This is a genomic window from Marinobacter sp. EVN1 (assembly GCF_000475375.1).
GTDB classification, from domain to species: domain Bacteria; phylum Pseudomonadota; class Gammaproteobacteria; order Pseudomonadales; family Oleiphilaceae; genus Marinobacter; species Marinobacter nauticus.
Genome location: NZ_AXCB01000018.1, coordinates 1 through 23644, shown reverse-complemented (window position 1 = coordinate 23644; position 23644 = coordinate 1). Strand labels below are relative to the sequence as shown.

Sequence of the window (23644 nt, the reverse complement as noted above, 5' to 3'; positions counted from 1 at the left end):
AACGGAGATAGAGTAATGATTCGACAAGGACTCTGGCTGGCAATCCCGCTGATTGCCCTGACCGGCTGTAACAGTGATAACGACGACGCGCCCGCACCGGAAACCGAGCGCCTTACCGTTAACATTCTGCATATCAACGACCACCACTCCCACCTTGAGGCGGGCTCACAATCGCTGGACGTTGCCGGTGAAGAAACCGAATTCAGCGCTGGCGGCTTCCCCCGGGTGATCGCCAAGATCAACGAACGAACCGCCGAACTGGACAACGTGCTGAAACTGCATGCCGGAGATGCCATGACCGGCACCCTGTACTTCACCTCCTTCGAGGGTGAGGCCGATGCCGAGCTGATGAACCTGGTGTGTTTTGATGCCTTTGCCCTGGGCAATCACGAGTTTGATCGCGGTGACGAAGGGCTGGTGAAGTTCCTCGACTACCTGGCGGCAGGCAGCTGTAACACGGCGGTTCTCGCGGCCAACGTCAAACCGGCCATCGGCACCCCATTGGCCCCGGTGGCCCAGGACGATTACATCCAGCCATACACCATCAAGAACATTGATGGCCAGCAGGTGGCCATCATCGGCATCGACATCGCCACCAAAACCCGCAACAGCTCAAGCCCGCTGGCAAGCACTGAGTTTCTGGACGAAACCGAAACCGCCCAGGCCATGATTGATGAGTTGAACGACCAAGGCATCGACAAGATCATCCTGCTGACCCACTACCAGTATGCCAACGATCTGGCACTGGCCGAGCGCCTGTCCGGAGTGGATGTCATTATCGGCGGAGATTCCCACACCCTGCTGGGTGACTTTGACGCCTACGGCCTGAGTGCCTCCGGCCCCTACCCCACCGAAGTGACCAATGCCGACGGTGACAAAGTGTGCGTGGCCCAGGCCTGGCAGTACTCACGTGTGTTGGGTGAACTGAGCGTGACCTGGGACGAAAATGGCACGGTTTCATCCTGCTCCGGCACCCCGCACCTGCTGCTGGGTACCCCCATCATTCGTGATGACGGTACCGAGGATGGCTACCAACCGGAAGGCGAGGAACTGGCAGCCATTCAGGCAGCCATCGAGGAGGACCCTCAGCTCAGCCTTGTCGTGGACGACCCAACCGGCGCTCAAACCCTGGCCACGTACACCAACCAGCTGGACAGCTTCCGCAATCAGGTCATCGGTACCGCATCCGAAGACCTGTGCCTGGCGCGTATCCCCGGCCGGCCTTACGGTGATAACACCTGCGCCAATGAAGACCCGAACCGGGGTGGTGACATTCCGAACCTGGTGGCTCAGGCCTTCCTGTTCCAGAGCAAGAATGCGGATGTGTCGATCCAGAACGCCGGCGGCGTTCGCACTGACATTCTGGCCGGCGATATCACCATTGGTGATGCCTACAACCTGCTGCCGTTTGCCAATACCCTCACCGATCTGACCATGACTGGTGAGGAAATCCGACAGGTGCTGAACGAAGCCGTAGACTATGCCCATGTTGAAGGCGGTTCCACGGGTGCCTATCCTTATGCGGCCGGTCTGCGCTGGACCGTCGACATGGCCAGGCCTGCTGGCGAACGCCTCTACGACATCGAAGTTCGCCCGCGGGGTGAAACCACCTGGCGCGCTCTGACCGACGCCGAAACCCTCAACGTCGTCACCAACAGCTTCACCGCGGCTGGCCGTGACGGGTACCTCACCTTCGGAACCGTCAGCGAGGATGGCCGTGCCAGGGATACCTTCCTGGACTATGCTCAATCCTTCGTCGATTACGTCAAGGAAGAGGTCACCCTCAGCAAACCTGCCCAAGGCGAGTACTCCACTCAGATGTACACGCCCGCGCCGTAATGAGCGGTGGCAGGAGCATCCGGCACCAGCGGATGCTCCTGCCCCTCCCGTCATAACCCTTGAAGAAACCGTCCGCTGGCGTCATTGTGAAACGCTGAATACCGTTGTTTCTTCACAGGTACGGGAACCCCATGTCCAGAACACCCGATTACTCCCTGCTCGAACTGGCCTCCGTGCGCGAGGGCGACTCCGTGGCGACCACACTGGCTAACAGCGTGCGCTACGCCCAGCATGCGGAGTCTCTTGGCTTCAAACGTTTCTGGCTGGCCGAGCACCACAACATGGAAGGGATTTCCAGTTCCGCCACCTCGGTATTGGTGGGGCACATCGCTGGTAAAACCGGGAGGATCCGGGTGGGCTCCGGCGGTGTCATGTTGCCGAACCATCCACCGCTGGTGATTGCCGAGCAATTCGGTACCCTGGAATGTCTCTATCCGGGCCGAATCGATCTCGGCCTTGGCCGCGCGCCGGGTACCGATCCGGTCACTGCCCGGGCACTGCGACGGGATGGCCTGGGCGCCGAGCAATTCCCGGAAGACGTAGCCCGTCTGCAGAACCTGCTGGGGCCGCTGCAACCGGGTCAGCCGGTGAAAGCCATTCCCGGTGCTGGCACCAATGTTCCTATCTGGCTGCTGGGCTCAAGCCTGTACAGCGCACAACTGGCGGCGATGCGGGGCCTCCCTTATGCCTTCGCCGGCCACTTCGCACCGCGGCTCTACCGGGAAGCCCTGAAGGTCTATCGAGAGAACTTCGAGCCCTCAGAGCAGCTGCGACAGCCCTACGCCATGCTGGCGATTCCCGCTATCCCCGCGACCTCAAAGGACGAAGCGCGGCATCTGGCCACCACCAGCTACCAGCGCATTCTGGCCCTGTTCCGCGGACAGCCGCTGTGGATGCGACCGCCGGTCGAATCCATGGACGGACTCTGGAATCCGGCCGAGGAGGCCGGCGTGCGGGACTTCCTGAAACTGCAGATCATGGGTAACAGTGAAGACCTGCGCCGGCAACTCGACGACCTGCTGACCGACATTCAGGTGGACGAACTGATGTTCACCATTGATATCCACGACCCGGACAAACGCCGGCAGGCCCTGGATATCCTGGCCGAAACCCGTTCCCCGCAAACCGACTCCGACGCAACCATCAACTAGGCAGAACCTGATCATGGCTCAACCGGCATTCCATGTTTTTCTCTCCCACGGTCTGGAAAGTGGCCCCGGCAGTACCAAGATCCAGGCCCTGAAAACGGTGGCTGAAACGTTTTCAGGCGTTTATGCCGAGGCGGTGGATCATCGCAGCACTAAAGACCCTGCCGAACGCCTGGAGCAGATGCGCCACGCCATGGCAGCTGCCGGTGCAAGGCCCGAACAGACCATCCTGGCAGGCTCGAGCATGGGCGGCTGGGTCTGCGCCCGGACCAGCGAACAGGCTCCGGTCAGGGGCTGTTTTATGCTGGCACCGGCACTGGCGCTACCGGATTATCCGGAGTCCAACCCGGTGATCGGCGCCCGCCACGCTCGCATTATCCACGGCTGGAACGACGATGTGGTACCGGTAATGCCGGTTCTGGAGCTGGCCCGGAGGCAGCAGATTGAAGCCCTGGTCCTACCCGACGGACATCGGCTCGAAAACAGTGTCCAGCGGGTGGCAGAGGAGTTCAGAAGGTTCCTGTTCCTGTGTGTTGAAAACCCGAATCCATCCTGAATTCATGCACTTGCAATTTGGCTTAATCGGCTATTTGCGTGCAGCTTATTTCCCCCGTTTCCTTGCGAAAACCGCTTTGATTTGCCAGTCTTTAATAATGTAACAATGGATTAACGTAAAATAACGAGCGGAGACAACCCGATGAGCAGCACAAGTAAATTCAGGAAACTGGCTGGTATTTCAGCGCTGGCATTTGCCGGCCTGACCGCGGCAAATGCCGTGAATGCCGCCAATTGGCGCTACGCCCATGAAGAATACGAAGGCGACGTTCAGGACGTATTCGCGTACAAGTTCAAGGAATACATTGAAGAGAATTCCGACCACACCCTGCAGATTTACCGTTTCGGTGAGCTGGGTGAGTCTGACGACATCATGGAACAAACCCAGGCCGGTATCCTGAACTTTGTAAACCAGTCTCCTGGCTTTACCGGCTCTCTGATCCCGGAAGCGCAGATCTTCTTTATCCCGTACCTCATGCCCACCGAAATGGATACCGTGATCGAGTTCTTCCGCGAGAGTGAGGCCATCAATGAGGACTTCCCGGAGCTGTATTCTGAAAAAGGTCTTGAGCTGCTGAAGATGTACCCGGAAGGGGAAATGGTAGTGACCGTTGATGAGCCGGTGACCTCTCCGGAAGACTTCAACAACAAGAAGATCCGGGTAATGACCAACCCGCTTCTGTCCGAGACCTACTCTGCGTTTGGTGCTACCCCAACCCCGCTGCCATGGGGTGAAGTATACGGTGCGTTGCAGACCAACATGATCCAGGGTCAGGAGAACCCGATTTTCTGGATTGAGTCAGGTGGTCTGTATGAGGTTTCCCCGAACCTGGTATTCACCGGCCACGGCTGGTTCACCACCGCCATGATGGCGAACCAGAACTTCTACGAAGGCCTGTCTGATGAGGACAAGAAGCTGGTTCAGGATGCCGCCGATTACGCCTTCGAGGAAATCATCGTGCACATTGATGGTCTGGCGGACGAGGCCCTGGAAAAGATCCAGTCCAACAGCGACGAAGTTACCGTGACCCGTCTGACTGACGAACAGATCGAAGCCTTCAAGGCCCGCGCACCACAGGTGGAAGAGAAGTTCATCGAAATGACCGGTGAGCGTGGTAAAGAGCTGCTGGAGCAGTTCAAGGAAGATCTGAAAGAAGTTCAGAGCGACTGAACCTCGCCAAACGGTTGCCCCCGCTCCGGCGGGTGGCAACCCAGCTTTAACCCCGCCCCGCCGGGGATTCTTCCCGCCGGGAGCGACATGTTCTGGAGCAGAATCCATGTCCGAGAATTCCCCGGAGATCGAAGACGATACCGGTCACTATGAGTCCGGCTTGCCCGGCTTTCTGGGCACGATTGACGTCTGGATTTCAAAAATTGAAGCCGTCATGCTCGCCGCTGGCGTGATTCTGATGGCGGTAAACACCTGCGCCAATGTTATTGCCCGTTTCGTGTTCAGCGAGGGCCTGTTTTTCTCCGGTGAAATCAACCGGATTCTGATCATTCTGATTACCTTTGCGGGCATTGGCTACGCCGCCCGGCACGGCCGCCACATCCGCATGTCCGCCATGTACGATGCCTTCCCGACCAAGGGCCGCAAGGTACTGATGATCATCATCGCCCTGTTTACCTCCGTGGTCATGTTTTTCCTGTGCTATCACTCCTTCGAGTATATCCAGACCCTGTACAGCCGAGGTCGGATTTTGCCAGCGCTTGGTTTTGAGATCTGGTGGATTTACATCTGGGCCCCTGTCGGTTTCGCCATTACCGGCATCCAGTACCTGCTGACCGCCATCAAGAACTTCACCACCAAAGACGTGTACCTGTCGACGGGTGTGGTGGATGGCTACGCCGATACTGAAACCGAAGTCTGAAGCAGCGTGAACCCATAGGTTAAGGAAAGACACACCATGGCAACTATTATGATGATCGTCATGATCGGGCTGCTGCTTCTGGGCTTCCCGATGATGATTCCGCTAACCACTGCTGCCGTCATCGGCTTCGTTATGATGTTCGATGGCTTCGGGCAGATGGGCACATTCATCCAGCAGATGATGGGTGGCATCCGGCCAGCGTCGTTGATTGCGGTACCCATGTTCATTCTGGCGGCCGATATCATGACCCGGGGCCAGTCTGCGGACCGCCTGATCAATATGGTCATGGCCTTTATCGGCCACATCAAAGGTGGCCTCGCCATCAGTACCGCCACCTCGTGCACCCTGTTCGGGGCGGTGTCTGGCTCAACCCAGGCCACCGTGGTTGCCGTAGGCTCACCGCTGCGCCCGAAAATGCTCAAAGCTGGCTACTCCGATCCGTTCACGCTGGCTCTGATTATCAACGCCAGTGATATCGCCTTCCTGATCCCTCCCAGCATCGGCATGATCATCTACGGGGTCATCTCGGAAACCTCCATTGCCGAGCTGTTCATTGCGGGTATCGGCCCGGGCATCCTGATTTTGTTCATGTTCTCGATCTACTGCCTGATCTACGCCTACAAGAACGATGTTCCGACGGAAGCCAAGGCCAGCTGGAAAGAACGGGCGATGTCAGTCAGGGATGCCTCCTGGCCCCTGATGTTCCCGGTGATCATTGTCGGCGGTATCTACGGCGGCATTTTCAGCCCCACAGAAGCAGCAGCAGTCTGCGTGCTCTACGCCTTCCTGCTGGAGTTTGTGGTCTTCCGGTCACTGAAACTGAACGACATTTACAAGATTGCCAAATCCACCGGGCTGATCACGGCTGTGGTGTTCATTCTGGTGGCCGTGGGTAATGGCTTCTCCTGGATCATTTCCTTTGCCCAGATTCCCCAGGCCATCCTGGAAGCGGTGGGCGTCAACGAGGCCGGGCCTGTGGGCGTGCTGATTGCCATCTGTGTGGCTTTCTTCATCGCCTGTATGTTCGTCGATCCCATCGTGGTTATCCTGGTGCTGACACCGATCTTTGCGCCGGCCATTCAGGCCACCGGGCTGGATCCGGTGCTTGTCGGTGTGCTGATTACCCTGCAGGTGGCCATCGGTTCTGCCACGCCACCCTTTGGCTGCGACATTTTCACCGCCATTGCCATCTTCAAACGGCCCTACATGGAAGTTATCCGGGGTACGCCTCCGTTCATTTTCATGCTGGTGGCGGCTGCCGGCCTGATCATCGCCTTCCCGGATATTGCCCTGTTCCTGCGTGACATCGCGTTCAGGGACTAGATCCACAGCCACTGATGAAAGGAGAACAACATGTTTAAACGGATTCTGGCCGCTGTGGATGGTTCCAAAACCTCACTCAAGGCTCTGGATAAAGCCATTGAACTGCAGAAACTGATCCCGGACGCCGAGATCTACATCCTCTGTGTTTACAAGCATCACAGCCTGTTTGAGGCGTCGCTGTCTATCGGACGGCCCGACGACATGGACATCCCGGACAAGGTGCTGTCTGAGTATGCCAAAGGCGTAGTGAACCACGCCAAGGAGCTGGCCAAGGAGCATGGCGCCACCAAGGTACGCGGTTTCGTCAAGGCCGGCCGGCCCTCGAAGGTGATTGTGAAATTTGCCCAAGACAAGGAAGCCGACCTGATTGTAGTGGGCACCAAGGGCACCAACAGCGACAAGGACGGCACCTTTCTGGGCAGCGTCTCGCACCGGGTTGCCTCCCAGGCCAAGTGCCCGGTGCTGGTGGTCTGAACCGGCGAACCCCTCCCCGCAATGCGGCCGGACAGCATATTCCTTGCTGTCCGGCAATCACGGATTTCCGCAGTCTGCTTGATTTTTCACCGTGCTAGACTGCCTCGCCTCGGATTACTTCTCATTCACAAATCACAAGGCGTCTAGCCATGACTGCAATTGTTGATTTTCTCAACTCGATCCTCTGGGGCTATGTCCTCGTCTATGGCCTGCTTGCCGTAGGTGTCTTCTTTACCATCCGTCTGGGCTTCCTTCAGTTCGTCAATTTCGGCGAAATGGTCCGCGCCATCCGTGGTTCCCGGGAAAGCGACGTACACGGGATTTCTCCGTTCCAGGCCCTGTGCACCAGCCTGGCTTCCCGGGTGGGTACCGGTAACCTTGCCGGGGTTGCGGTTGCCCTGTACCTGGGCGGTGCCGGTGCCATTTTCTGGATGTGGATGGTAGCCCTCGTCGGTATGGCCACCGGTTACGCTGAAAGCACTCTGGCCCAGCTGTACAAGGTTCGCGACGGCAAGGGCCAGTACCGGGGAGGCCCGGCGGTGTACATTGCCAAAGGCCTGAAAGCGCCCTGGGCTGCGGCCATTTTCGCGGTCTGCCTGATTATCTCCTTCGGCCTGGTTTTCAACGCCGTACAGGCCAACTCCATTGCCGATGCCATGCAGGGCGCCTTTGGTGTGCCCAAGCTGGGTGTCGGCGTGGTCATCGCGGCTTTTGCCGGCATTGTCATCTTTGGCGGTCTGCGCAAGATCGTTCGCTTCGCTGAGTTTGTCGTGCCGTTCATGGCCGGCGCCTACGTACTCCTGGCGCTGGGCGTGATGGCCATGAACATTACCGAAGTCCCGGGCATTCTGGCGCTGATCGTAAAAAGTGCCTTTGGCCTGGAAGAGGCCGCCGGCGGCGCGGCAGGCTCCATTACCGCTGCCATGCTGAATGGCATCAAACGCGGCCTGTTCTCCAACGAAGCCGGTATGGGCTCGGCACCCAACATTGCCGCGACCGCAACCCCGGCTCCGCATCATCCCTCTTCACAGGGTCTGGTTCAGGCATTCGGTGTCTTTATCGATACCATCATTGTCTGTACGGCGACGGCCGTGATGATCCTGTTGGCTGGCGTTCTGGAGCCGGGTTCCGGCGTGACCGGCACCCAGTTGACCCAACAGGCCATGGAAGTACACCTGGGTGAGTTCGGGGGCTACTTTATCGCCATCGCGATTCTGTTCTTCGCCTTCACCTCCATTGTCGCCAATTACACCTACGCCGAGAACGCTTTGATCTACCTGCGCGGCGGCAACACTCTGGGCTTGACCCTGTTGCGGCTCGCTGCGCTGGGCATGGTGATCTGGGGTGGCTACGAAGCGGTGGTCACGGTATTCAATGCGGCGGACGCATCCATGGGGCTGATGGCCACCATCAACCTGATTGCTATCGTTCTGTTGTCCGGCACGGTTGTGAAGCTGACCAAAGATTACCTGGCTCAGCGCAAGGAAGGCCTGGTGCCGCACTTCAAGTCCAAGGACTATCCTGAGCTGCACGAAAAAATCGACAGCAATATCTGGCATTGATGTCAGAGCGAGGCCGCAACTACTCGGTTGCGGCCCGTTTCCTTGGCCTGGTACAGAGCCTGGTCGGCGGCCCGGAACAGCTCGTCGAACTCCGGACAATTCTCCCGCCAGCAAGCAATGCCTGCTGAAATGGTCAGGCTCCCCAGGTTTTCACCCCGATGTTCCACTGGCTCGGCTGAGATGGCCGCCCGCAGTTGCTCGGCCCTTTGCCGGGCCTCATCAAGGGACGCCCCGGGCATCAGCACCGAAAACTCCTCACCACCATAACGGCAAACGGTATCACTGCCGCGAAAACAGGTAGCGAGCACGTCACCGACCATTCTCAGCGCCTGATCACCGGCCTCGTGGCCATGACAGTCGTTGAAAAGTTTGAAGTGATCAATATCGAAAATCAGCAGGCATAGCGGCCGATCAGAACGAGCCGAGACTTCCCGCTCATGGCGAAAGAGCTCATCAAAGTAGCGACGATTTTTCAGTCCGGTCAGGCTGTCCTCATAGGAGAATCGTTGCAATTCAGCCCTCAAGGCCAGCCCAGACAGGGTAATGCCAATTTTCTCAACCGACTGGTATACCCAGGAAATCACCCTTGCGATGCCATAGTCTTTCACCACTGGCGGCAGGTCCGGGCGCTCCAGCATCAACACCCCTTCAGGCCGATTGCCGGAGCGGGCAGACTCTATCCGCAGGAAAAAGCACATCTGAGCCGGTAAATCGTAACTGCGTACCGGGAGTACGGTTTCGGTCAGGACGGACAGGTTCGCCCCCAGTGACGCCGGGAACACATCCTCCGGGGTACCGCCCCAGTGAACCACTCGGTCGTACTGCCCATCGATGCCTCTTCGATAGAAACAACCGGTCATGGGCAGGTAGAGCTCCGGCATGGCTCTTAACAGGGGCTCGAACGCTTCCTCAATGCCGGCGCAATCCTGCAGAGCCGCAATCACATCCGCCAGTTTCTGGCTTTTCTTGCTTTCCAGTGCCAACAAGCGGGCCCTGGCGACTTCTCTTTCTGCCAGCGACTCAGCGCGGGCGGTGCGCTCCCGAACCTTCTGTTCCAGCCGGACGTTCAGTTGCTGGAGCTCTTTCTGGGTCTTGCCGTAGTGCCAGACCGAAATACTGACCACCGCCAGCGAGAAACCCAGCGCTCCCCAGCTCACCGGCACCCGGCCCCAGGGCAGGAACCCGTGAGCAACGGCCATATCAACAATCAGCAGCACCGCCAGCCCACCACAAGCCACCACCAGCACCTGCTGCTCCCCGAACAGCACACGAAAGCGTGGCAACACAGCGCCAGCCATCACCACCAGCGAGACCAGAAGCAACACATCAAACACCGGGAAGGTCGAAGAAAGGTCGACCGCGCCGACCAACGCCAGGGCCAGGGCGCTCACCGCCAATCGAAGATGAATCCACACCAGCCAGCTGATCAGCACCGGACGTGCAGCGCCTAGCCATTGCCGCAACAACAAGGCCAACGCCATAGGAATCAGGTAGTAAGAGCCGGCCGCGAGGTAGTCCCACAACAAAGGTTTGTAAGCAATCAACAAGCTCGCCTGGCTCTCAGCCAACAGCATCACCGAGGTCAGGAATGAAAACAGAGCAATGCTGGCGAAACTGCGCTGGCCCCTTTGGATTACGGCGAACACCAGAGCCAGAAAAGCTATCAGAGCCGACAATGCCGAGACTACCAGTTCCTCAGCAGATCCCCCGAGGAGGTATACCGTCAGATCGGCATGATCGGTAATCCCGACCTCCCCCCATAACCCTATGTCGGTGTAATTCGAGAATATCCGGAAATAGAGCGTCTCTCCCTGATAATCCTCGGGTAGCCGTATTTCATGCCAGGGCCATCCCTCAAAACGGCCCCTTCCCTCTTGGTCAAAGGTGCCATATTGATAGAGCAATTCACCCCGAAACCAGGCCTGCACAATGATGTCGACGCTATAAACATAAAGGACAGGCTGGTACCAGCTACCTTCCGGCAATTGCACCCTGAACCAGGCATGCTCACGACCATCGCGGCCAGGAGGGTTCGATGGAAAACCAATGTCGTGCCAGTGTTGTGGAGAGTCTTCAAGGATCCACAATGGCGTGCCATCAGGCAAAAACGGGGAATCACCCCAGCGATACTGCCATCCCTCATCCACCGGCTGGATAGCGGCAAATCCAGGCTGGGACAGACAGACCCCGAGGGCGATGATCACCAGCAGAAATCTGATGCGACAAGTGGACGCGTGCAAAGCAGAACCCGCTTTCAGGAGTGATCGTTCCAGTATAAACCGTAAACGCCAGATACAGAACTTTCTCAACTTTTTTGTCGGAGGGTAAACAGCGCAAGCAACGCAGACACCAGCATCAGAAACAGCGCCACCGCGTTCAACACCGGCGTTGAGCCTTCCCGCAGACGATTGAACAGGGCCACGGTGAGCGGGGTATCACTACCGGTGAGCATGACCGTGGTATTGAAGTTCTCGAAGGACATCAAAAACGCCATCGCCGCGGCACCGAGGATGGAGGGAAGCAGCCACGGCAGAGTAACCGTGAACCACGCCACAAGCGGCGTGGCCCCCAGATTCAGGGCGGCCTCTTCCAGCTGTCGGTCAAATTTGCGCAGCCGGGCGGCAATCACCAGAGTAGCCAGAGTGGTAATGAAGGTAACCTGCCCCATCACCACCAGTGTCAGCCCCGGCCGGAACAGGTCCAGCTCGATACCCCACAAGCGGGAGACATCGTTGGCCATGCCACTGTAGAACACCAGAATGGATACCCCGAGAATCACGCCCGGAATCACCAGCGGCAGCAGCATCAACAGGTACAGCAGCTCCTTGCCGCGAAACTCCACCCGCTCGAACAATACTGCATTCACGCAGCCAAGCCCCACACTGACCAGCGTCACCCAGAACGCAATTTTGGTACTGACCCAGAGCGCACTGAGCAATCCGTCGTCGTGAAACAGCCCGGTACGCCCGTCGGTGCCGTCGGCCAGATACCAGTCCAGGGTAAAACCCTGCCACGGTAATGACGGGAACGGCGAGTCGTTGAATGCGAACACGGCCGTCACCAGCAAAGGCAACGCCAGGTACAGGAAAAAGGCCAACAGATAGCTCAGGTAAAGGGCATCAAACAACCGGGACCGAGGTACAGAGCGGATCATGACATCACCCCATAACCTTGCGCAGGGATTGCCCGGTCAGCTTCAGGCCCAGCCAGACCAGCAGCGACGACAATACCAGTAGCAAGACCCCCAAAGCCGCACCCTGCTCCCAGTTAAACCGGGTGATGAACTGGGTGAAAATCTGCTGGGTAAACCAGGCACTGTCTTTGCCCCCCATCAGAATCGGCGTGAGGTAACTGCCCAGGGTGAGCATGAACACCACAATACAGCCGGAGACAATGCCGGGCATGGCCCAGGGAATCACCACCTCCCGCAGCACGGTACCGTGGCCGCCGCCCAGATCATAGCCGGCCTCAACCAGGTTCTCGTCCATGCCATCGAGCGTGGTCACCAGCGGCACCACCATAAACAGCAGGCCGTTGTAGACCAGGCCGATGATCACCGCGACATCGTTGTAGAGCATCTCCACCGGGCCATCCACCCAGCCCAGCGCCTGCAGCCAGGAACTGAACAGGCCGCTCTCCCGCAACAGGATCATCCAGCCGTAAGTACGCACCAACTCGCTGGCCCAGAACGGGATCAGGCAAGCCAGGAACAGAATACCCTTGCTCCTCCCACGGGCCAGGCGGGCAATGTACCAGGCAATGGGAAAGGCAATCAGCAGGGTGAGGAAGGTGGTGAACAGGGACATGACCCCGGTACGCACGAAGGTACGCCAGTAGTAGGATTCACTGAAGAAATTCTGGTACTGCTCCAGCCCCCAGGCCAGGGTATCCCAGCTTTCCCGCACCTGGAACGACACCCGCAACATCTGCAGATGGGGCACCAGCACCAATAGCACTATCCAGAGCAGGAAAGGCGCCAGCAACAGCCACAGCGAGAAACGGCTAACCGAGCTATTCACTGGGGCGAAGCTCCAAATACCCGGGCCAGGTCCGGATCCCACGACAGCTCAAGATGGCCGTCCGGCGTCAGCGCCGGCGCCGTGCCGTCCTGGGGGAGTCGAGCGAATAGTGCCTGGCCATTGCTTTCGGCTTCAACCCGGCTGTTGGCGCCATCAAACAGCGTGGTCCGGACTCGGGTCTGCAGTGAGGAGGAACCCCCGCCCGCAGCCGTTTGCGAAAACGACAATGATTCCGGCCGAATATACAGTTCTGCCTGGGCACCGGGTGCCAGGCCCGCCGACGCAACCCGACCGCGTACCACCGCACCATCGCTCAGACGAACAGCCGCCACATCATCGGCCACGGACACCACCGTCCCCGCCAGGCGATTGTTGTCGCCGACAAACCCCGCGACAAAAGGCGTTGCCGGCTGCCGGTAAAGCTCCTCCGGCGGCGCCACCTGCTCGAAGCGGCCATTTTTCATCACCGCCACCTGATCTGACATCACCATGGCTTCGGACTGGTCATGGGTGATGTACACAAAGGTGGTACCAAATTGCTTTTGCAGGTGCTTGAGCTCGATCTTCATCTGCTCCCGCAGTTTCAGATCCAGGGCCCCGAGAGGCTCATCCAGCAACAACAAGGTGGGTTCGAGCACCAGGCAGCGGGCCAGGGCCACGCGCTGGCGCTGGCCACCCGACAATTCCTGGGGATCGCGATTTTCCAGTTCCGGCAGCCCCACCTGTTCCAGCACCCGTGCAATCCGCTTGCGGCGCTCGGCCGCCGGCACCTTCTTGCGCTTCAGGCCATAGCCAATGTTGTCACCGACGGACATGGTGGGGAACAGCGCCAGGTGCTGAAACACCATGTTCACCGGGCGCTTGTTGGGGGGCACCTCATTCATACGCTGGCCGCGGATGAAGATATCCCCTTCATCCGGCTTGTCGAAGCCCGCCAGCAGCCGCAGCAGGGTGGTCTTGCCGCAACCCGACGGCCCCAGAATGGAGAAGAAGGTACCCGCGGGAACATCCAGCGACACATGGTCCACCGCCGCGTTGTTTCCAAAGCGGCGGACCAGTCCGCTGCAGGACAGGTCAGACTCTGTTGCCATAAGGATCAGTTCGCTGCCTGGACGCGATCCAGCACCTGCCCTTCCATGGCTTCCAGCCCCGGTGGTACTGGCGGATACCATTTGATGTTGTTGATGGCTTCTTCATCGAAGCTCAGGCGATAGGCATCCCGCAGCTCAGCGTTCACAAACTCATCGGCGCCTTTGGAGGCCGTGAAGTTGCCGGAGGCATTGGTGATTTTGGCCGCAATTTCCGGCTGCATCACGAAGTTTATCCACTTGTAGGCGGCTTCTTCGTTCTCGCTGCGGCGTGGGATGGCAAAGGTATCAATCCAGCCCAGGGCTCCGGATTCCGGCGCCACAAAGCGGATGTCCGGGTTCTCCGCATTCAGCTTCCAGCCGCCGGCATCCCAGGCCATGGCAGCGGTCACTTCTCCGGTACGAAGCAGCGACAGCAGTTGGTCGCCACCGGTCCAGTAGGTTTTCACGTTGTCTTTGCAGTCGATCAGTTTGTCTTCCACTTTCGCCATGATGGACTGGTACTCGTCCCGGTCTTCATAGGCCGCAAACGGATCCATGCCCATGGCGAAGGCAAAGCCGATCAGCGTCGGCCGCTTCAGGCGGTAACTCACTTTGCCAGCCACTGCCGGGTCACACAGATCGGTGTAATCGGTAACGGTGTCCGCGACGGAACTGTGCACAATCAGGCCACTGGTACCCCAGACCGAGGGCACACCGTAGGATTGACCATCCAGAGCCGTCGACTCCTGAGTCGCATTCACCATCGACGCCTGCAACTGGCCGGTATTGATGCGGCTGTAATCAATGGGCTTGTAGATGTTGAACTGGCGCTGTACACCCACGATGCGATCCTGGCTCGGCTGGGCCAGATCAAAGCCAGCGCCACCGGTGGCCCGAAGCTTGGAGATCATGTCTTCGTTGTTGGACAAGGTGATCTTTACATCAATTCCGGTTTCTTCCTCGAACTGGGCGACCACCTCATCCGGGGCGTAGCCACCCCAGGTAATCAGGCGAAGTTCTTCCGCCAGCAGGTTGCCGGAAGCTGTGGTTGCGGCCAGCAGGGTGGCCAGTGCTGATATCCGTGTCTTGCGCAGTGCCATGGTGGTTCATTCCCCTGAAACGGTGTTATGCGAACTCGCTAAGGTTTTGTTATCAGGAAGTTATAGACCATGTATTTCAGTTTTGTGAAACCTGGACAATAAAAAACGGAGGCCGAAGCCTCCGTTTTCCAGGTTCATGATGCTCTTCCGGTTACTGACCGGACTTCAACATTTCCCAGTATTTGGCATACACCTGCAGCGCCTCGTCGCCAATGTCGGTCTGGAACTCGGCATTGATCATGTCGGTGGCGTTGGGGTAGCTGGCCCGGTCGTTCGCAACGGCGTCATCCAGCAGATCCCGGGCCGCCAGGTTGGGTGTGGCGTAGCCGATCTCTTCGCTGATCAGGGCCGAGATTTCCGGCTGCAGCACAAAGCTGATGAACTGGTGAGCGGCTTCCGGGTTCTTGGCGTTCTTGGGAATCACGAAGCTGTCCAGCCAGGCGATGATGCCTTCTTCCGGATACACGTATTCCAGGGAATCCAGAGTATCGCGGCCCATGACGGCTTCGCCGTTCCAGATCATGCCCACGTCGGTTTCACCTTCCAGGTACGGCATGCGGGGGGCATCCGAGTTAAAGGTACGCACAGACGGCATCAGCTCGGTCAGCTTCTCATAGGCTTCCTCGATTTCCTGAGGGTCAGTACTGTTACCGGAGTAACCCAGAACCCGCAGTCCCACGTGAAAGACTTCACGCATGTCGTTGGTCAGCATGACCCGGCCTTCAAAGCGCTCATCCCACAGATCAGCCCAGGCGGTAACTTCGCCTTCCACATCCGCGGTATCAACGGCCAGGCCGGTGGTGCCCCACAAGTAGGGCACGCTGTACTGGTTTTCCGGGTCGATATCCAGGTTCACCAGTTCCGGATCCAGGTTGTCGAAACCTTCAATCTTGCTGCGATCGATGGGCATTAGCAGGTCTTCCTGCCGCATCTTGCTCACGTAGTAGGTGGAGGGCACGGCCAGGTCGTAGGCGGCGCTCTCATCCAGCAGTTTCAGCCGGGCATACATGGCTTCGTTGCTGTCGTAGGTGGTGTAGACCACCTGGATACCGGTTTCCTCAGTAAAGCGATCCAGAACTTCCTGGGGCATGTACTCAGACCAGTTGTACAGGTTCAGAACCTTGGGCTCTTCAGAACCACTGCAGCCAGTCAGGCCCACCGCCAGCAGGCCGGCCAGTGCCAGTTTCTTCATCGTTTGCTCCTTAACAGTATCCATTGAGACAAGATCAACATGACCAGTGAGAATACCAGTAGCAGGGTGCCAAGGGCATTCACTTCGGGCTTCAGGCCCACCCGCACCATCGAATAGATGCGCAATGGCAGAATTTCATAACTCGGGCCACTGACAAACGTACTGACCACCACGTCGTCCAGTGACAGTGTAAACCCCAGCAGCCAGCCCGCCAGCAGGGCCGGCATGATCACCGGAATCAGTACCGTGCGGGTCATGGTGAAATCGTTGGCGCCCAGATCCCGGGCCGCCTCCGGCAGGCGTTCGTCAAACCCGCTGAGCCGGGCCATCACGGTGATGACCACAAACGGCAGGCAGAAGGTAACGTGGGCCAGCAACAGGGATACATACCCCAGCTGCAGCCCCACCAGCAGAAACAGCGCCAGCAGCGAAATCGCCAGGACAATTTCCGGCGACATCATCACCACAAACAGCATGCCATTGAGTACTTTCTTGCCCCGGAACCGGTATCGGTGCAGTGCCAGTGCGGTGAGCGCGCCGATCAACGTCGACACAGTGGCCGCGGAGAGCGCCAGCCAGAGGGAATTCCACATGGCCTGCACCATGGCCCGGTTGTTCAACAGGGCTTCGTACCAGCGCAGGCTCAGGCCACCCCATTCGTAACCGGTGCGGGAATCGTTGAAGGAGAACACCACGAGTACCACGATAGGCACGTACAGCAGCAGATACACCAGCGTCAGGTAGGTGCGGGGCAGCCAGCGATTCATACACCGTCCTCCCCGATCCGCCGTTTACTCAGGCGGTGGGCGAACATCAGGAACGCCATGGCCAGGGTCAGCAGGATGCTGGCAGCGGCACCAAAGGGCCAGTTGCGGGCATCCAGAAACTGGTTCTTGATGACGTTACCCACCAGCAGGTTGCGGGAACCGCCCAGAATATCAGGCACAAAGAACAACCCCATGGCCGGCAACAGCACCAGCATGATGCCCGCCAGCACCCCCGGCAGGGTCAGCGGCACGATCACATGGATAAACGTGGACAGGCGCCCCGCGCCCAGATCGTGCGACGCCCTCAGGTAGTCTTCCCGCAGGTCTTCAAACACGGAGTAGAGCGGCAGGATCATGAACGGCAACAACAGATACACCAGCCCGATAATCACCGCCCCCTCGGTATACAGCAGTTGCATGGGCTCATCGATCACACCAAGCGACATCAAACCATTGTTGAGCAGGCCGTTGGTGGCCAGGATCAACTTCAGGGCGTAGGTTCGCACCAGGGAATTGGTCCAGAACGGCACGATAAGCAGGAAGATCAGCAGCACCTGATTGCGTTTGCCGACCTTGGACAACGCCCACGCAAACGGGTAGCCGATCAGCAGACACACCAGCGTCGTCATGGCCGCCATATACAGGGAGTGCAGGAACACTTCCAGGTACAGAGGATTGAGCAGTTGCCGGTAGGCATCCACGGTCAGCGGCAGCGAAATGAAGGAGCCCGGGTCCCGGGTCATTACACTGGCACCGACCACCAGCAGGTTGGGGGTCAGCACCAGAAACAGCAACCAGCCCCAGACCAGCACCAGCACCGCCGTACGGAACGGCTGCTGTGTCAGGCTACGCATCGGTGCCTTCTTCCTCTGGCAGAGCTTCCGGCTCAGTGGGTAACAGCCATTCCCAGCCATCAACCCAGCTCACTTTGACCGGCTCGCCAAGGCGATAGTCGAAGGTAGGGTCGTCTTCGTCGAAGAATTCCGACGCCAGCACCTCGGTGCCATCCTCAAGATGAATCACCGAATCCAGGGTACTGCCCTTGTAGTTACGTTCAACGATCTTGCCAGCCACACCATCCTCATCGTCCGGCGCCAGTACACGGATATCCTCGGGGCGCAACAGCACATGCAGGGACTGGCCACCGGAGACCGGGAAATCCGGCTTGCGGAAGGTACGCTTCAGGCCGAACACATCCACGGTGATAGTGTCGTCGCCGTTGGCTTTGTCCACCCGGCCCGGGAAGAAGTTAGTTTCACCGACAAAACGGGCGGTAAACAGGTTAGCCGGGCGCTCGTAGACTTCCCGCGGCGTCCCCAGTTGCTGGATCAGGCCGTCTTTCAACACCACCACCCGGTCGGACATGGACAGGGCTTCTTCCTGATCATGGGTGACAAACACAAAGGTGATACCCAGCTCCCGCTGCAGGCGTTTGAGCTCAACCTGCATGGTGCGGCGCAATTTGTAATCCAGCGCCGACAACGGCTCATCCAGCAACAGTACCTTCGGGCGCTTGACCACCGCACGGGCAATGGCCACCCGTTGCTGCTGGCCGCCAGACAACTGATGCGGCTTGCGCCGGGCGAAGTCCTCGAGCTGGACCATGGCCAGGGCATCCTCGACCCGCTCCCGGATTTCCTGCTTCGGCCGCTTTTCCATTTTCAGGCCATAGGCCACGTTGTCGAAGACCGACATATGAGGAAACAGCGCGTAGTTCTGGAATACCGTGTTCAGCGGGCGGTGCTCCGGCGGGGTGTGAGTCAGGTCCTGATCGCCCAGCGCGATGGTGCCGTCATCCGGATGCTCGAAACCCGCCATCATCCGCAACAAGGTGGTCTTGCCGCAACCGGAGGGCCCCAGGAGGGTAATGAACTCGCCGTCAAAAATGTCCAGATCCAGTGAATCCAGCACTTTTTTGCCGTCGAACTGTTTGGTGAGATTGCTCAGAGATAGCAGTGTCTGTTTCATCGGCCCTGCCCAAAGTTTGAGCGGCGTATTTTTCCAGAAACAGACGCAAACAAAAAGGGGCGTGCGGATATTCCCTGACCACGCCCCTCCTGTTTTCCAGCCCTGTCAGGCCCGATTGTCACGCAGCGGTTTTACTGCTCCGCGACACTGTTCAGATACGCCTTGTCCGAAATGTTAGTCCAGGGGCGCACCTGCTTGAGGTATTCACGCTGTGAGGTGATGATTTCATTCGCCAGTTCGTCTTTCTCGGCAAATTCATCCAACAGGCGATTGGTGGTTTCTCGAAGGGCGGTAATAACCTCCGGAGGAAACACCTTGTGAGTCACATCCGGGTATTCCTGCTTCATCTTCTCCCAGGCCACACCGCTTTCGTGGGTGCTCTGGATATACATGTCATACGCTGCGGTACGCATGGAGACCCGCAGGATAGCCTGCAGATCAGCCGGCAGCTTATCCCAGGTTTTCTTGTTGATCAGGAACTGCACTTCGGCATTGGGCTCCTGCCAGCCGGAGTAGTAATACTTGGCAATCTGGTGAAAGCCCATCTGCAGATCCAGCGCTGGGCCAACCCATTCAACGGCATCGATGGTGTTGCGCTCAAGCGCGGTATACAGCTCGCCCGGCGGCAGGTTGGTGACCGCCACGCCCACTTCCGACATAACCTCGCCGGCAAAGCCGGGGGTGCGCATTTTCAGGCCTTTCAGGTCCTCCAGAGACTTGATCTCTTTCCGGAACCAGCCACCCATCTGATTGGCCGTGTTGCCACCCGGGAAGGACAGCAGCCCGAAGGGTTCATATACCTTCTGCATCAGCTCCATGCCGTCGTCATGGTAGAACCAGGCATACATCTCCGGCGCAATCATGCCGAAGGGTATGGTGGTGAAGTACATGGCGTTGGGAATGGTGCCCTTGTAGTAATAAGAGGCGGTGTGGCCCATGTCGTACTGGCCGTTACGGACCAGATCGAAAATACCGAAAGGGGCCTTGTGCTTGTTGGAGGAATCAATCCGGATCTTCAGCCGACCGCCGGACATTTCCTCGGCCATGGCCGCCATGTTTCGGGGCGCATCCCCCAGCAGGCCGGAATTTGGCCCCCAGGTTTCCGCGAGACGCAGGGTAAAGGTTTCTTCAGAGACCGCGAAAGGGCTGGCCAGCAGGCCAAGAGTGCTGACCGCCGCCAGCAGGGTTTTACGCAGGGACATAGTGTTGGCTTCCATTGTTATCAGTTTTTGATTCAAATATGCCTGAATGATCCATCATAACGACGAAAGCCGACCGCGCCAATGTGGCGGGCCGGCTTTCTTATGAGGGTAATCAGACCTTGAACTGGCCAACCAGCTCGCGCAGATTCTCTCCCAACCGGGCCAGTTCGTGGCTGGCCTCATTGGTCTGGGTCACGCCGGTGTCGCTGCGCTGGGCCGCGTCGACAATCCGCACCACGTTCTGGTTGATCTCTTCCGCCACCTGGCTCTGCTGTTCAGCGGCGGTCGCAATCTGAGTCACCTGATCGTGGATCTGGGTCACTGACGTCACGATGGTGTTCAGTGCACTGGTGGCATGATTGATGCGTTCAACCGTCGCCTCCGAGCTCTTGCGGGAGTTGTTCATACGTTCCACCGAAGCCTTGGACTCCGCCACAAAGCCATCAATCATTTCCCGGATCTGATCAGCCGATTCCGCTGACCGCTTGGCCAACTGCCGCACTTCGTCGGCAACCACCGAGAAACCGCGACCGTGCTCGCCGGCCCGGGCTGCCTCAATGGCAGCGTTCAGGGCCAGCAGGTTGGTCTGCTCAGTAACCGCGTGAATCACATCCAGCACCTGCTGAATATCGTTCGACTTCTCGGCCAGGGCATTGATGCTGCGAGCGGTGTCTTCCATTTCCTGGGACAGCTGATTGACCGCCCCCTGAGCGCTATTAATGGTCTCGCCACCCTCTTTGGCCATGCGGTCCGCATCGGAAGCTGCGCCTTCCACCTCATTGGCATTGCCGGAGATTTGCTGAATCGTTGCCGCCATTTCGTTGATGGCCGAAGCAATCTGGTCGGTTTCCGAACCCTGCTCCTGAACCGACTGGCGGGTTTCATTCGCCACCCGGCTGAGTTCTTCAGCCGCCGAAGCCACCTGGTCGGTGGTAGAGCCGACCTCACGGATGGTGTCCTGAATCTTGATGACGAAGTGGTTGAAGCGGCGGCCCAGAACGGCCAGCTCATCTTTACCATCTTCCGGCAGGCGCTGGCGCAGGTCGCCCTCACCGTCGGCAATCTCCCGCATCATGTCGCTGACCTTGTTCAGCGGCGCAGTCACGGTGCGGCCAATGACCAACCCGATTACCAACGAAATCACCACCACCACAATGGTCAGCAGTAAAATGAAGCCCATAGCAGACGTCATGGTTGCATCGATTTCTTGCCGGGCAGCGGCCACCGCTCTCTGAACATCGGTTACATACACGCCGGAACCTATCATCCAGTCCCAGCCCGGAATGATGGTGGAGTAGGAGACTTTCGGTTCCACCTGGCCGGTAGCAGGGTTCGCCCACTCATAAGGCATGAAGCCATCATCACCTGTCGCATCGAACAACCCGCGAACCAGCTTTTGGGTGTTCGGATTGGTAGTCGGCCCTTCCTTGGAGGGATCCGGTGCATAGGCGAGATTGAACAGGCTGCGATCATAGGCGAAGACATAGTTGTTCTGACCGAACTTGATTGACCGCAACCGCTCTCGCGCCTCTTCCTGCGCCTCCTGCTCCGTAAAACCTGGAGTGGACTTGGCCTCAAGCACCACGGATTTCGCGGTTTCAACCAGGTTTTTCAAACCTTCCTTGCGCGCTTCCAACAGTTCCTGCTCGAGGCGTTCCAACTCTGCCTCTCCATTGGCCCGGATCTGGTTCGCCGTAATCCATGCAATTGTTCCAGCCGTAATCAGTACAGGCACCAACACTCCAATCAGAAGCCGTGTTCTGATGGTCAGGTTGCTCATGAAGGTCATGGTCTTCGCTCCGGGGTCATCTCTTGTAATCCTTTGATTATGCACAAACGCAGCCCGCACTCCGTTGCAGTTTGTTAAAAGCTGTATACCAAACGCAGGTCCGGAACAGGTTTTTGTGTAAACAAGCCCGTCATATCAGGGTCATACGTCTAAATACTTATCGGCCGTCATGTAAACGACTTGAGGCTGTGTCAGACTAAGGTCTGAATATTCAGCTCATGAGCAAGCATGCATGAAACGGCTTTTTCTTATCCGCCACGCCAAATCGAGCTGGAACGACGACAACCTCTGCGATCAGGAACGCCCGCTGAATGACAGAGGCCAAAGCCAGCTTGCGCCGCTCGCGCGGGCACTGAGATGCCTGGGCGCGCTGTCTGGCGCCGTTTATGCAAGTCCCGCTGTGCGAGCCCAGCAAACGCTGGCAGGCGCACTCAGCGTCGACGCCCAGCCGGCCCAAGTCGTCACCGAAAACGAGCTTTACACCTTCGACTTCCGGCGTCTATTACGCTGGCTGCAGAATCTGGATAACAACCAGAACCGCATTACCCTTATTGGCCACAACCCGGCATTACTCGAACTGGCCGCCTTTCTGGCGCCTCAGGCTCCGTTCGAATTGCCAACCGCCAGTATCCTTGAGATCCGGCTGCCGGTAAGGCACTGGAAGAAAGTGGACAAAAACAAGGGTGCACTGGAAACCTTCCTGACGCCTCGTGATTTCAGTTACAACGAATTCCGGCGCAAGAACCGAAAAGCCAGTCCCGGCGCCACTGAACTGGACCAGAACACACTCCCGGAGGTTTTGCAGCAGCTGACCAATCAGTTGGAACTGCTGACCCCGGGGGTCATTCTGGGGCTGGATGACGAATTTCTGCACCAGTACCGCATTGCCCTTCGCCGCAGCCGGGCCATTGCCGAACCCCTGGCCGAGATTACCGGCGATCGCCAACTACAGGAGCATATCCGAGAACTGAAGCGACATGCCCGGGCCACCAGCGCCCTGCGGGATCTGCACGTATTTCTTCAGGATATCCCCGAGCTGTGCCACGACAACCCACAACTCTGCACCACGCTGACCGACTGGGCGCGGCTCAGGGCATCTAAAGCACAGCGCAAACTGGCCAAACGCCTTGGCCAGAAACGCTACCAGCAAAGCCTGTCGCGCTGGCAAGACTACATTGAGTCCAAATCTTTTCATAAGCTGGCTGCAAACCTGCGGAAAAAAGACATCCAGGCCGCGACAAACCGGCGCCTGAAGCAGTTCAACCGAAAAACCGCAGAACTGCTGCACACCGCTCCGGATGAAGCCCTGCACCAGCTGCGCAAGAACCTCAAGCGTATCCGCTATCTTCTGGAACTGGATGCCCGGTACAGCAAGCCATTCCGGAAAGAGCTACGCCAGCGACAGGATCTGTACGGCCGTTTCCAGGATCTGCATGTCCAGATCGAGCTGACCCGGCGATTCCTCGCCGACCATCCGGAGTGCGACGGGGTGTCACTGACTGGCAAACTTGAGCAAGAGAAAGCCAATACCCGCAGGCAAATACTGGCTATGGGAGGGCTGAACGTCTGAGGCCTAGTGTCCCGTCTGGCTAATTCCTTAATCTACTGCTTGCCTCTGAGGACTCTGAAAAACCGAAGAACGTCGTTCTGCTGGCTCGATTTGGAACCACCAAACCTTCACCAGCACGCCTAGCTCTTCGGTTTTTCAGAAGCTCAGTAGGTTAAGGAATTAGCCAGACGGGACACTAGTGTCCCTTAACAAAAG

General features: G+C 58.2%; 20 protein-coding genes. 9 read left to right on the top strand and 11 right to left on the bottom strand.

What is annotated here, in order from left to right; genetic code table 11:
• The first annotated feature begins 15 nt into the window (after nucleotides 1–15).
• The 8 genes from nadN to Q674_RS29720 all read left to right on the top strand — a co-directional run bounded on the left by nadN (nucleotide 16) and on the right by Q674_RS29720 (nucleotide 8772).
• On the top strand, nucleotides 16–1839 hold the full coding sequence (nadN, locus tag Q674_RS29755) for an NAD nucleotidase (protein ID WP_022993347.1): 1824 nt from the start codon (nucleotides 16–18) through the stop codon (nucleotides 1837–1839).
• A 131-nt stretch (nucleotides 1840–1970) separates the two neighbouring features.
• Nucleotides 1971–2990, top strand: coding sequence for an LLM class flavin-dependent oxidoreductase (locus Q674_RS29750; RefSeq protein WP_022993348.1), 1020 nt, complete (start codon nucleotides 1971–1973; stop codon nucleotides 2988–2990).
• Between the two features lie 13 nt (nucleotides 2991–3003).
• Entirely contained in the window at nucleotides 3004–3543 is a 540-nt protein-coding gene (locus Q674_RS29745) for a YqiA/YcfP family alpha/beta fold hydrolase (protein WP_011783908.1), read from the top strand.
• Between the two features lie 141 nt (nucleotides 3544–3684).
• Nucleotides 3685–4713 carry a TRAP transporter substrate-binding protein DctP gene (gene dctP / locus Q674_RS29740; RefSeq protein WP_011783907.1) on the top strand — a complete coding sequence of 343 codons (1029 nt, stop codon included), beginning with the start codon at nucleotides 3685–3687 and terminating at the stop codon, nucleotides 4711–4713.
• A 106-nt stretch (nucleotides 4714–4819) separates the two neighbouring features.
• Nucleotides 4820–5413, top strand: coding sequence for a TRAP transporter small permease (locus tag Q674_RS29735; RefSeq protein WP_011783906.1), 594 nt, complete (start codon nucleotides 4820–4822; stop codon nucleotides 5411–5413).
• A 36-nt stretch (nucleotides 5414–5449) separates the two neighbouring features.
• Nucleotides 5450–6736 carry a TRAP transporter large permease gene (locus Q674_RS29730; RefSeq protein ID WP_011783905.1) on the top strand — a complete coding sequence of 429 codons (1287 nt, stop codon included), beginning with the start codon at nucleotides 5450–5452 and terminating at the stop codon, nucleotides 6734–6736.
• A gap of 30 nt (nucleotides 6737–6766) precedes the next feature.
• Nucleotides 6767–7210, top strand: a complete 444-nt coding sequence (locus Q674_RS29725; RefSeq protein ID WP_011783904.1) for a universal stress protein — start codon at nucleotides 6767–6769, stop codon at nucleotides 7208–7210.
• Between the two features lie 149 nt (nucleotides 7211–7359).
• The gene (locus tag Q674_RS29720) at nucleotides 7360–8772 is read left to right on the top strand and encodes an alanine/glycine:cation symporter family protein (RefSeq protein ID WP_011783903.1); all 1413 of its coding nucleotides are present in this window, start codon (nucleotides 7360–7362) and stop codon (nucleotides 8770–8772) included.
• A gap of 2 nt (nucleotides 8773–8774) precedes the next feature.
• Here the strand turns inward: Q674_RS29720 and Q674_RS0120720 are convergent, their stop codons facing one another.
• From Q674_RS0120720 to Q674_RS29670, 11 genes are all read right to left on the bottom strand, one after another.
• Nucleotides 8775–11012, bottom strand: coding sequence for a sensor domain-containing diguanylate cyclase (locus Q674_RS0120720; protein WP_031210088.1), 2238 nt, complete (start codon nucleotides 11010–11012; stop codon nucleotides 8775–8777).
• A gap of 65 nt (nucleotides 11013–11077) precedes the next feature.
• Complete coding sequence (locus Q674_RS29715; protein WP_011783901.1) at nucleotides 11078–11926, bottom strand: ABC transporter permease; 849 nt, start codon at nucleotides 11924–11926, stop codon at nucleotides 11078–11080.
• Nucleotides 11927–11930: 4 nt separating this feature from the next.
• Nucleotides 11931–12791 carry an ABC transporter permease gene (locus Q674_RS29710; protein WP_031210086.1) on the bottom strand — a complete coding sequence of 287 codons (861 nt, stop codon included), beginning with the start codon at nucleotides 12789–12791 and terminating at the stop codon, nucleotides 11931–11933.
• Nucleotides 12788–13882, bottom strand: coding sequence for an ABC transporter ATP-binding protein (locus Q674_RS29705; protein WP_023008754.1), 1095 nt, complete (start codon nucleotides 13880–13882; stop codon nucleotides 12788–12790). The genes Q674_RS29710 and Q674_RS29705 overlap by 4 nt, the downstream gene beginning before the upstream one ends.
• A 5-nt stretch (nucleotides 13883–13887) precedes the next feature.
• Nucleotides 13888–14961, bottom strand: a complete 1074-nt coding sequence (locus tag Q674_RS29700; RefSeq protein WP_023008753.1) for an extracellular solute-binding protein — start codon at nucleotides 14959–14961, stop codon at nucleotides 13888–13890.
• Nucleotides 14962–15112: 151 nt separating this feature from the next.
• The gene (locus Q674_RS29695) at nucleotides 15113–16153 is read right to left on the bottom strand and encodes an extracellular solute-binding protein (RefSeq protein WP_011783897.1); all 1041 of its coding nucleotides are present in this window, start codon (nucleotides 16151–16153) and stop codon (nucleotides 15113–15115) included.
• Entirely contained in the window at nucleotides 16150–16920 is a 771-nt protein-coding gene (gene potC / locus Q674_RS29690) for a spermidine/putrescine ABC transporter permease PotC (RefSeq protein WP_011783896.1), read from the bottom strand. Before potC ends, Q674_RS29695 begins: the two co-directional genes overlap by 4 nt.
• Entirely contained in the window at nucleotides 16917–17774 is an 858-nt protein-coding gene (potB, locus tag Q674_RS29685; RefSeq protein ID WP_023008752.1) for a spermidine/putrescine ABC transporter permease PotB, read from the bottom strand. Before potB ends, potC begins: the two co-directional genes overlap by 4 nt.
• The gene (gene potA, locus Q674_RS29680) at nucleotides 17767–18888 is read right to left on the bottom strand and encodes a spermidine/putrescine ABC transporter ATP-binding protein PotA (protein ID WP_011783894.1); all 1122 of its coding nucleotides are present in this window, start codon (nucleotides 18886–18888) and stop codon (nucleotides 17767–17769) included. The genes potB and potA overlap by 8 nt, the downstream gene beginning before the upstream one ends.
• Before the next feature lie 131 nt (nucleotides 18889–19019).
• A complete protein-coding gene (locus Q674_RS29675) occupies nucleotides 19020–20090 on the bottom strand; it encodes a TRAP transporter substrate-binding protein (RefSeq protein WP_189383320.1) in 1071 nt (356 codons plus the stop codon).
• 112 nt (nucleotides 20091–20202) lie between these two features.
• The gene (locus Q674_RS29670; protein ID WP_023008751.1) at nucleotides 20203–21879 is read right to left on the bottom strand and encodes a methyl-accepting chemotaxis protein; all 1677 of its coding nucleotides are present in this window, start codon (nucleotides 21877–21879) and stop codon (nucleotides 20203–20205) included.
• A gap of 232 nt (nucleotides 21880–22111) precedes the next feature.
• Here Q674_RS29670 and Q674_RS29665 point away from each other — a divergent pair, with 232 nt between their 5' ends.
• Nucleotides 22112–23449: a CHAD domain-containing protein gene (locus tag Q674_RS29665; protein WP_023008750.1), complete on the top strand. Its 1338-nt coding sequence runs from the start codon at nucleotides 22112–22114 to the stop codon at nucleotides 23447–23449.
• The last annotated feature ends 195 nt before the right edge of the window (nucleotides 23450–23644 follow it).

Coding starts and splice junctions, on each gene's coding strand:
- Q674_RS29730 (WP_011783905.1), top strand. CDS start 5,450: ATGGCAACTATTATGATGATCGTCATGATCGGGCTGCTGCTTCTGGGC.
- Q674_RS29745 (WP_011783908.1), top strand. CDS start 3,004: ATGGCTCAACCGGCATTCCATGTTTTTCTCTCCCACGGTCTGGAAAGT.
- nadN (WP_022993347.1), top strand. CDS start 16: ATGATTCGACAAGGACTCTGGCTGGCAATCCCGCTGATTGCCCTGACC.
- potB (WP_023008752.1), bottom strand. CDS start 17,774: ATGCGTAGCCTGACACAGCAGCCGTTCCGTACGGCGGTGCTGGTGCTG.
- Q674_RS29735 (WP_011783906.1), top strand. CDS start 4,820: ATGTCCGAGAATTCCCCGGAGATCGAAGACGATACCGGTCACTATGAG.
- Q674_RS29715 (WP_011783901.1), bottom strand. CDS start 11,926: ATGATCCGCTCTGTACCTCGGTCCCGGTTGTTTGATGCCCTTTACCTG.
- Q674_RS29705 (WP_023008754.1), bottom strand. CDS start 13,882: ATGGCAACAGAGTCTGACCTGTCCTGCAGCGGACTGGTCCGCCGCTTT.
- potA (WP_011783894.1), bottom strand. CDS start 18,888: ATGAAACAGACACTGCTATCTCTGAGCAATCTCACCAAACAGTTCGAC.
- Q674_RS29720 (WP_011783903.1), top strand. CDS start 7,360: ATGACTGCAATTGTTGATTTTCTCAACTCGATCCTCTGGGGCTATGTC.
- Q674_RS29725 (WP_011783904.1), top strand. CDS start 6,767: ATGTTTAAACGGATTCTGGCCGCTGTGGATGGTTCCAAAACCTCACTC.
- Q674_RS29670 (WP_023008751.1), bottom strand. CDS start 21,879: ATGACCTTCATGAGCAACCTGACCATCAGAACACGGCTTCTGATTGGA.
- Q674_RS29675 (WP_189383320.1), bottom strand. CDS start 20,090: ATGTCCCTGCGTAAAACCCTGCTGGCGGCGGTCAGCACTCTTGGCCTG.
- Q674_RS29750 (WP_022993348.1), top strand. CDS start 1,971: ATGTCCAGAACACCCGATTACTCCCTGCTCGAACTGGCCTCCGTGCGC.
- Q674_RS29700 (WP_023008753.1), bottom strand. CDS start 14,961: ATGGCACTGCGCAAGACACGGATATCAGCACTGGCCACCCTGCTGGCC.
- dctP (WP_011783907.1), top strand. CDS start 3,685: ATGAGCAGCACAAGTAAATTCAGGAAACTGGCTGGTATTTCAGCGCTG.
- potC (WP_011783896.1), bottom strand. CDS start 16,920: ATGAATCGCTGGCTGCCCCGCACCTACCTGACGCTGGTGTATCTGCTG.
- Q674_RS29665 (WP_023008750.1), top strand. CDS start 22,112: ATGAAACGGCTTTTTCTTATCCGCCACGCCAAATCGAGCTGGAACGAC.
- Q674_RS29695 (WP_011783897.1), bottom strand. CDS start 16,153: ATGAAGAAACTGGCACTGGCCGGCCTGCTGGCGGTGGGCCTGACTGGC.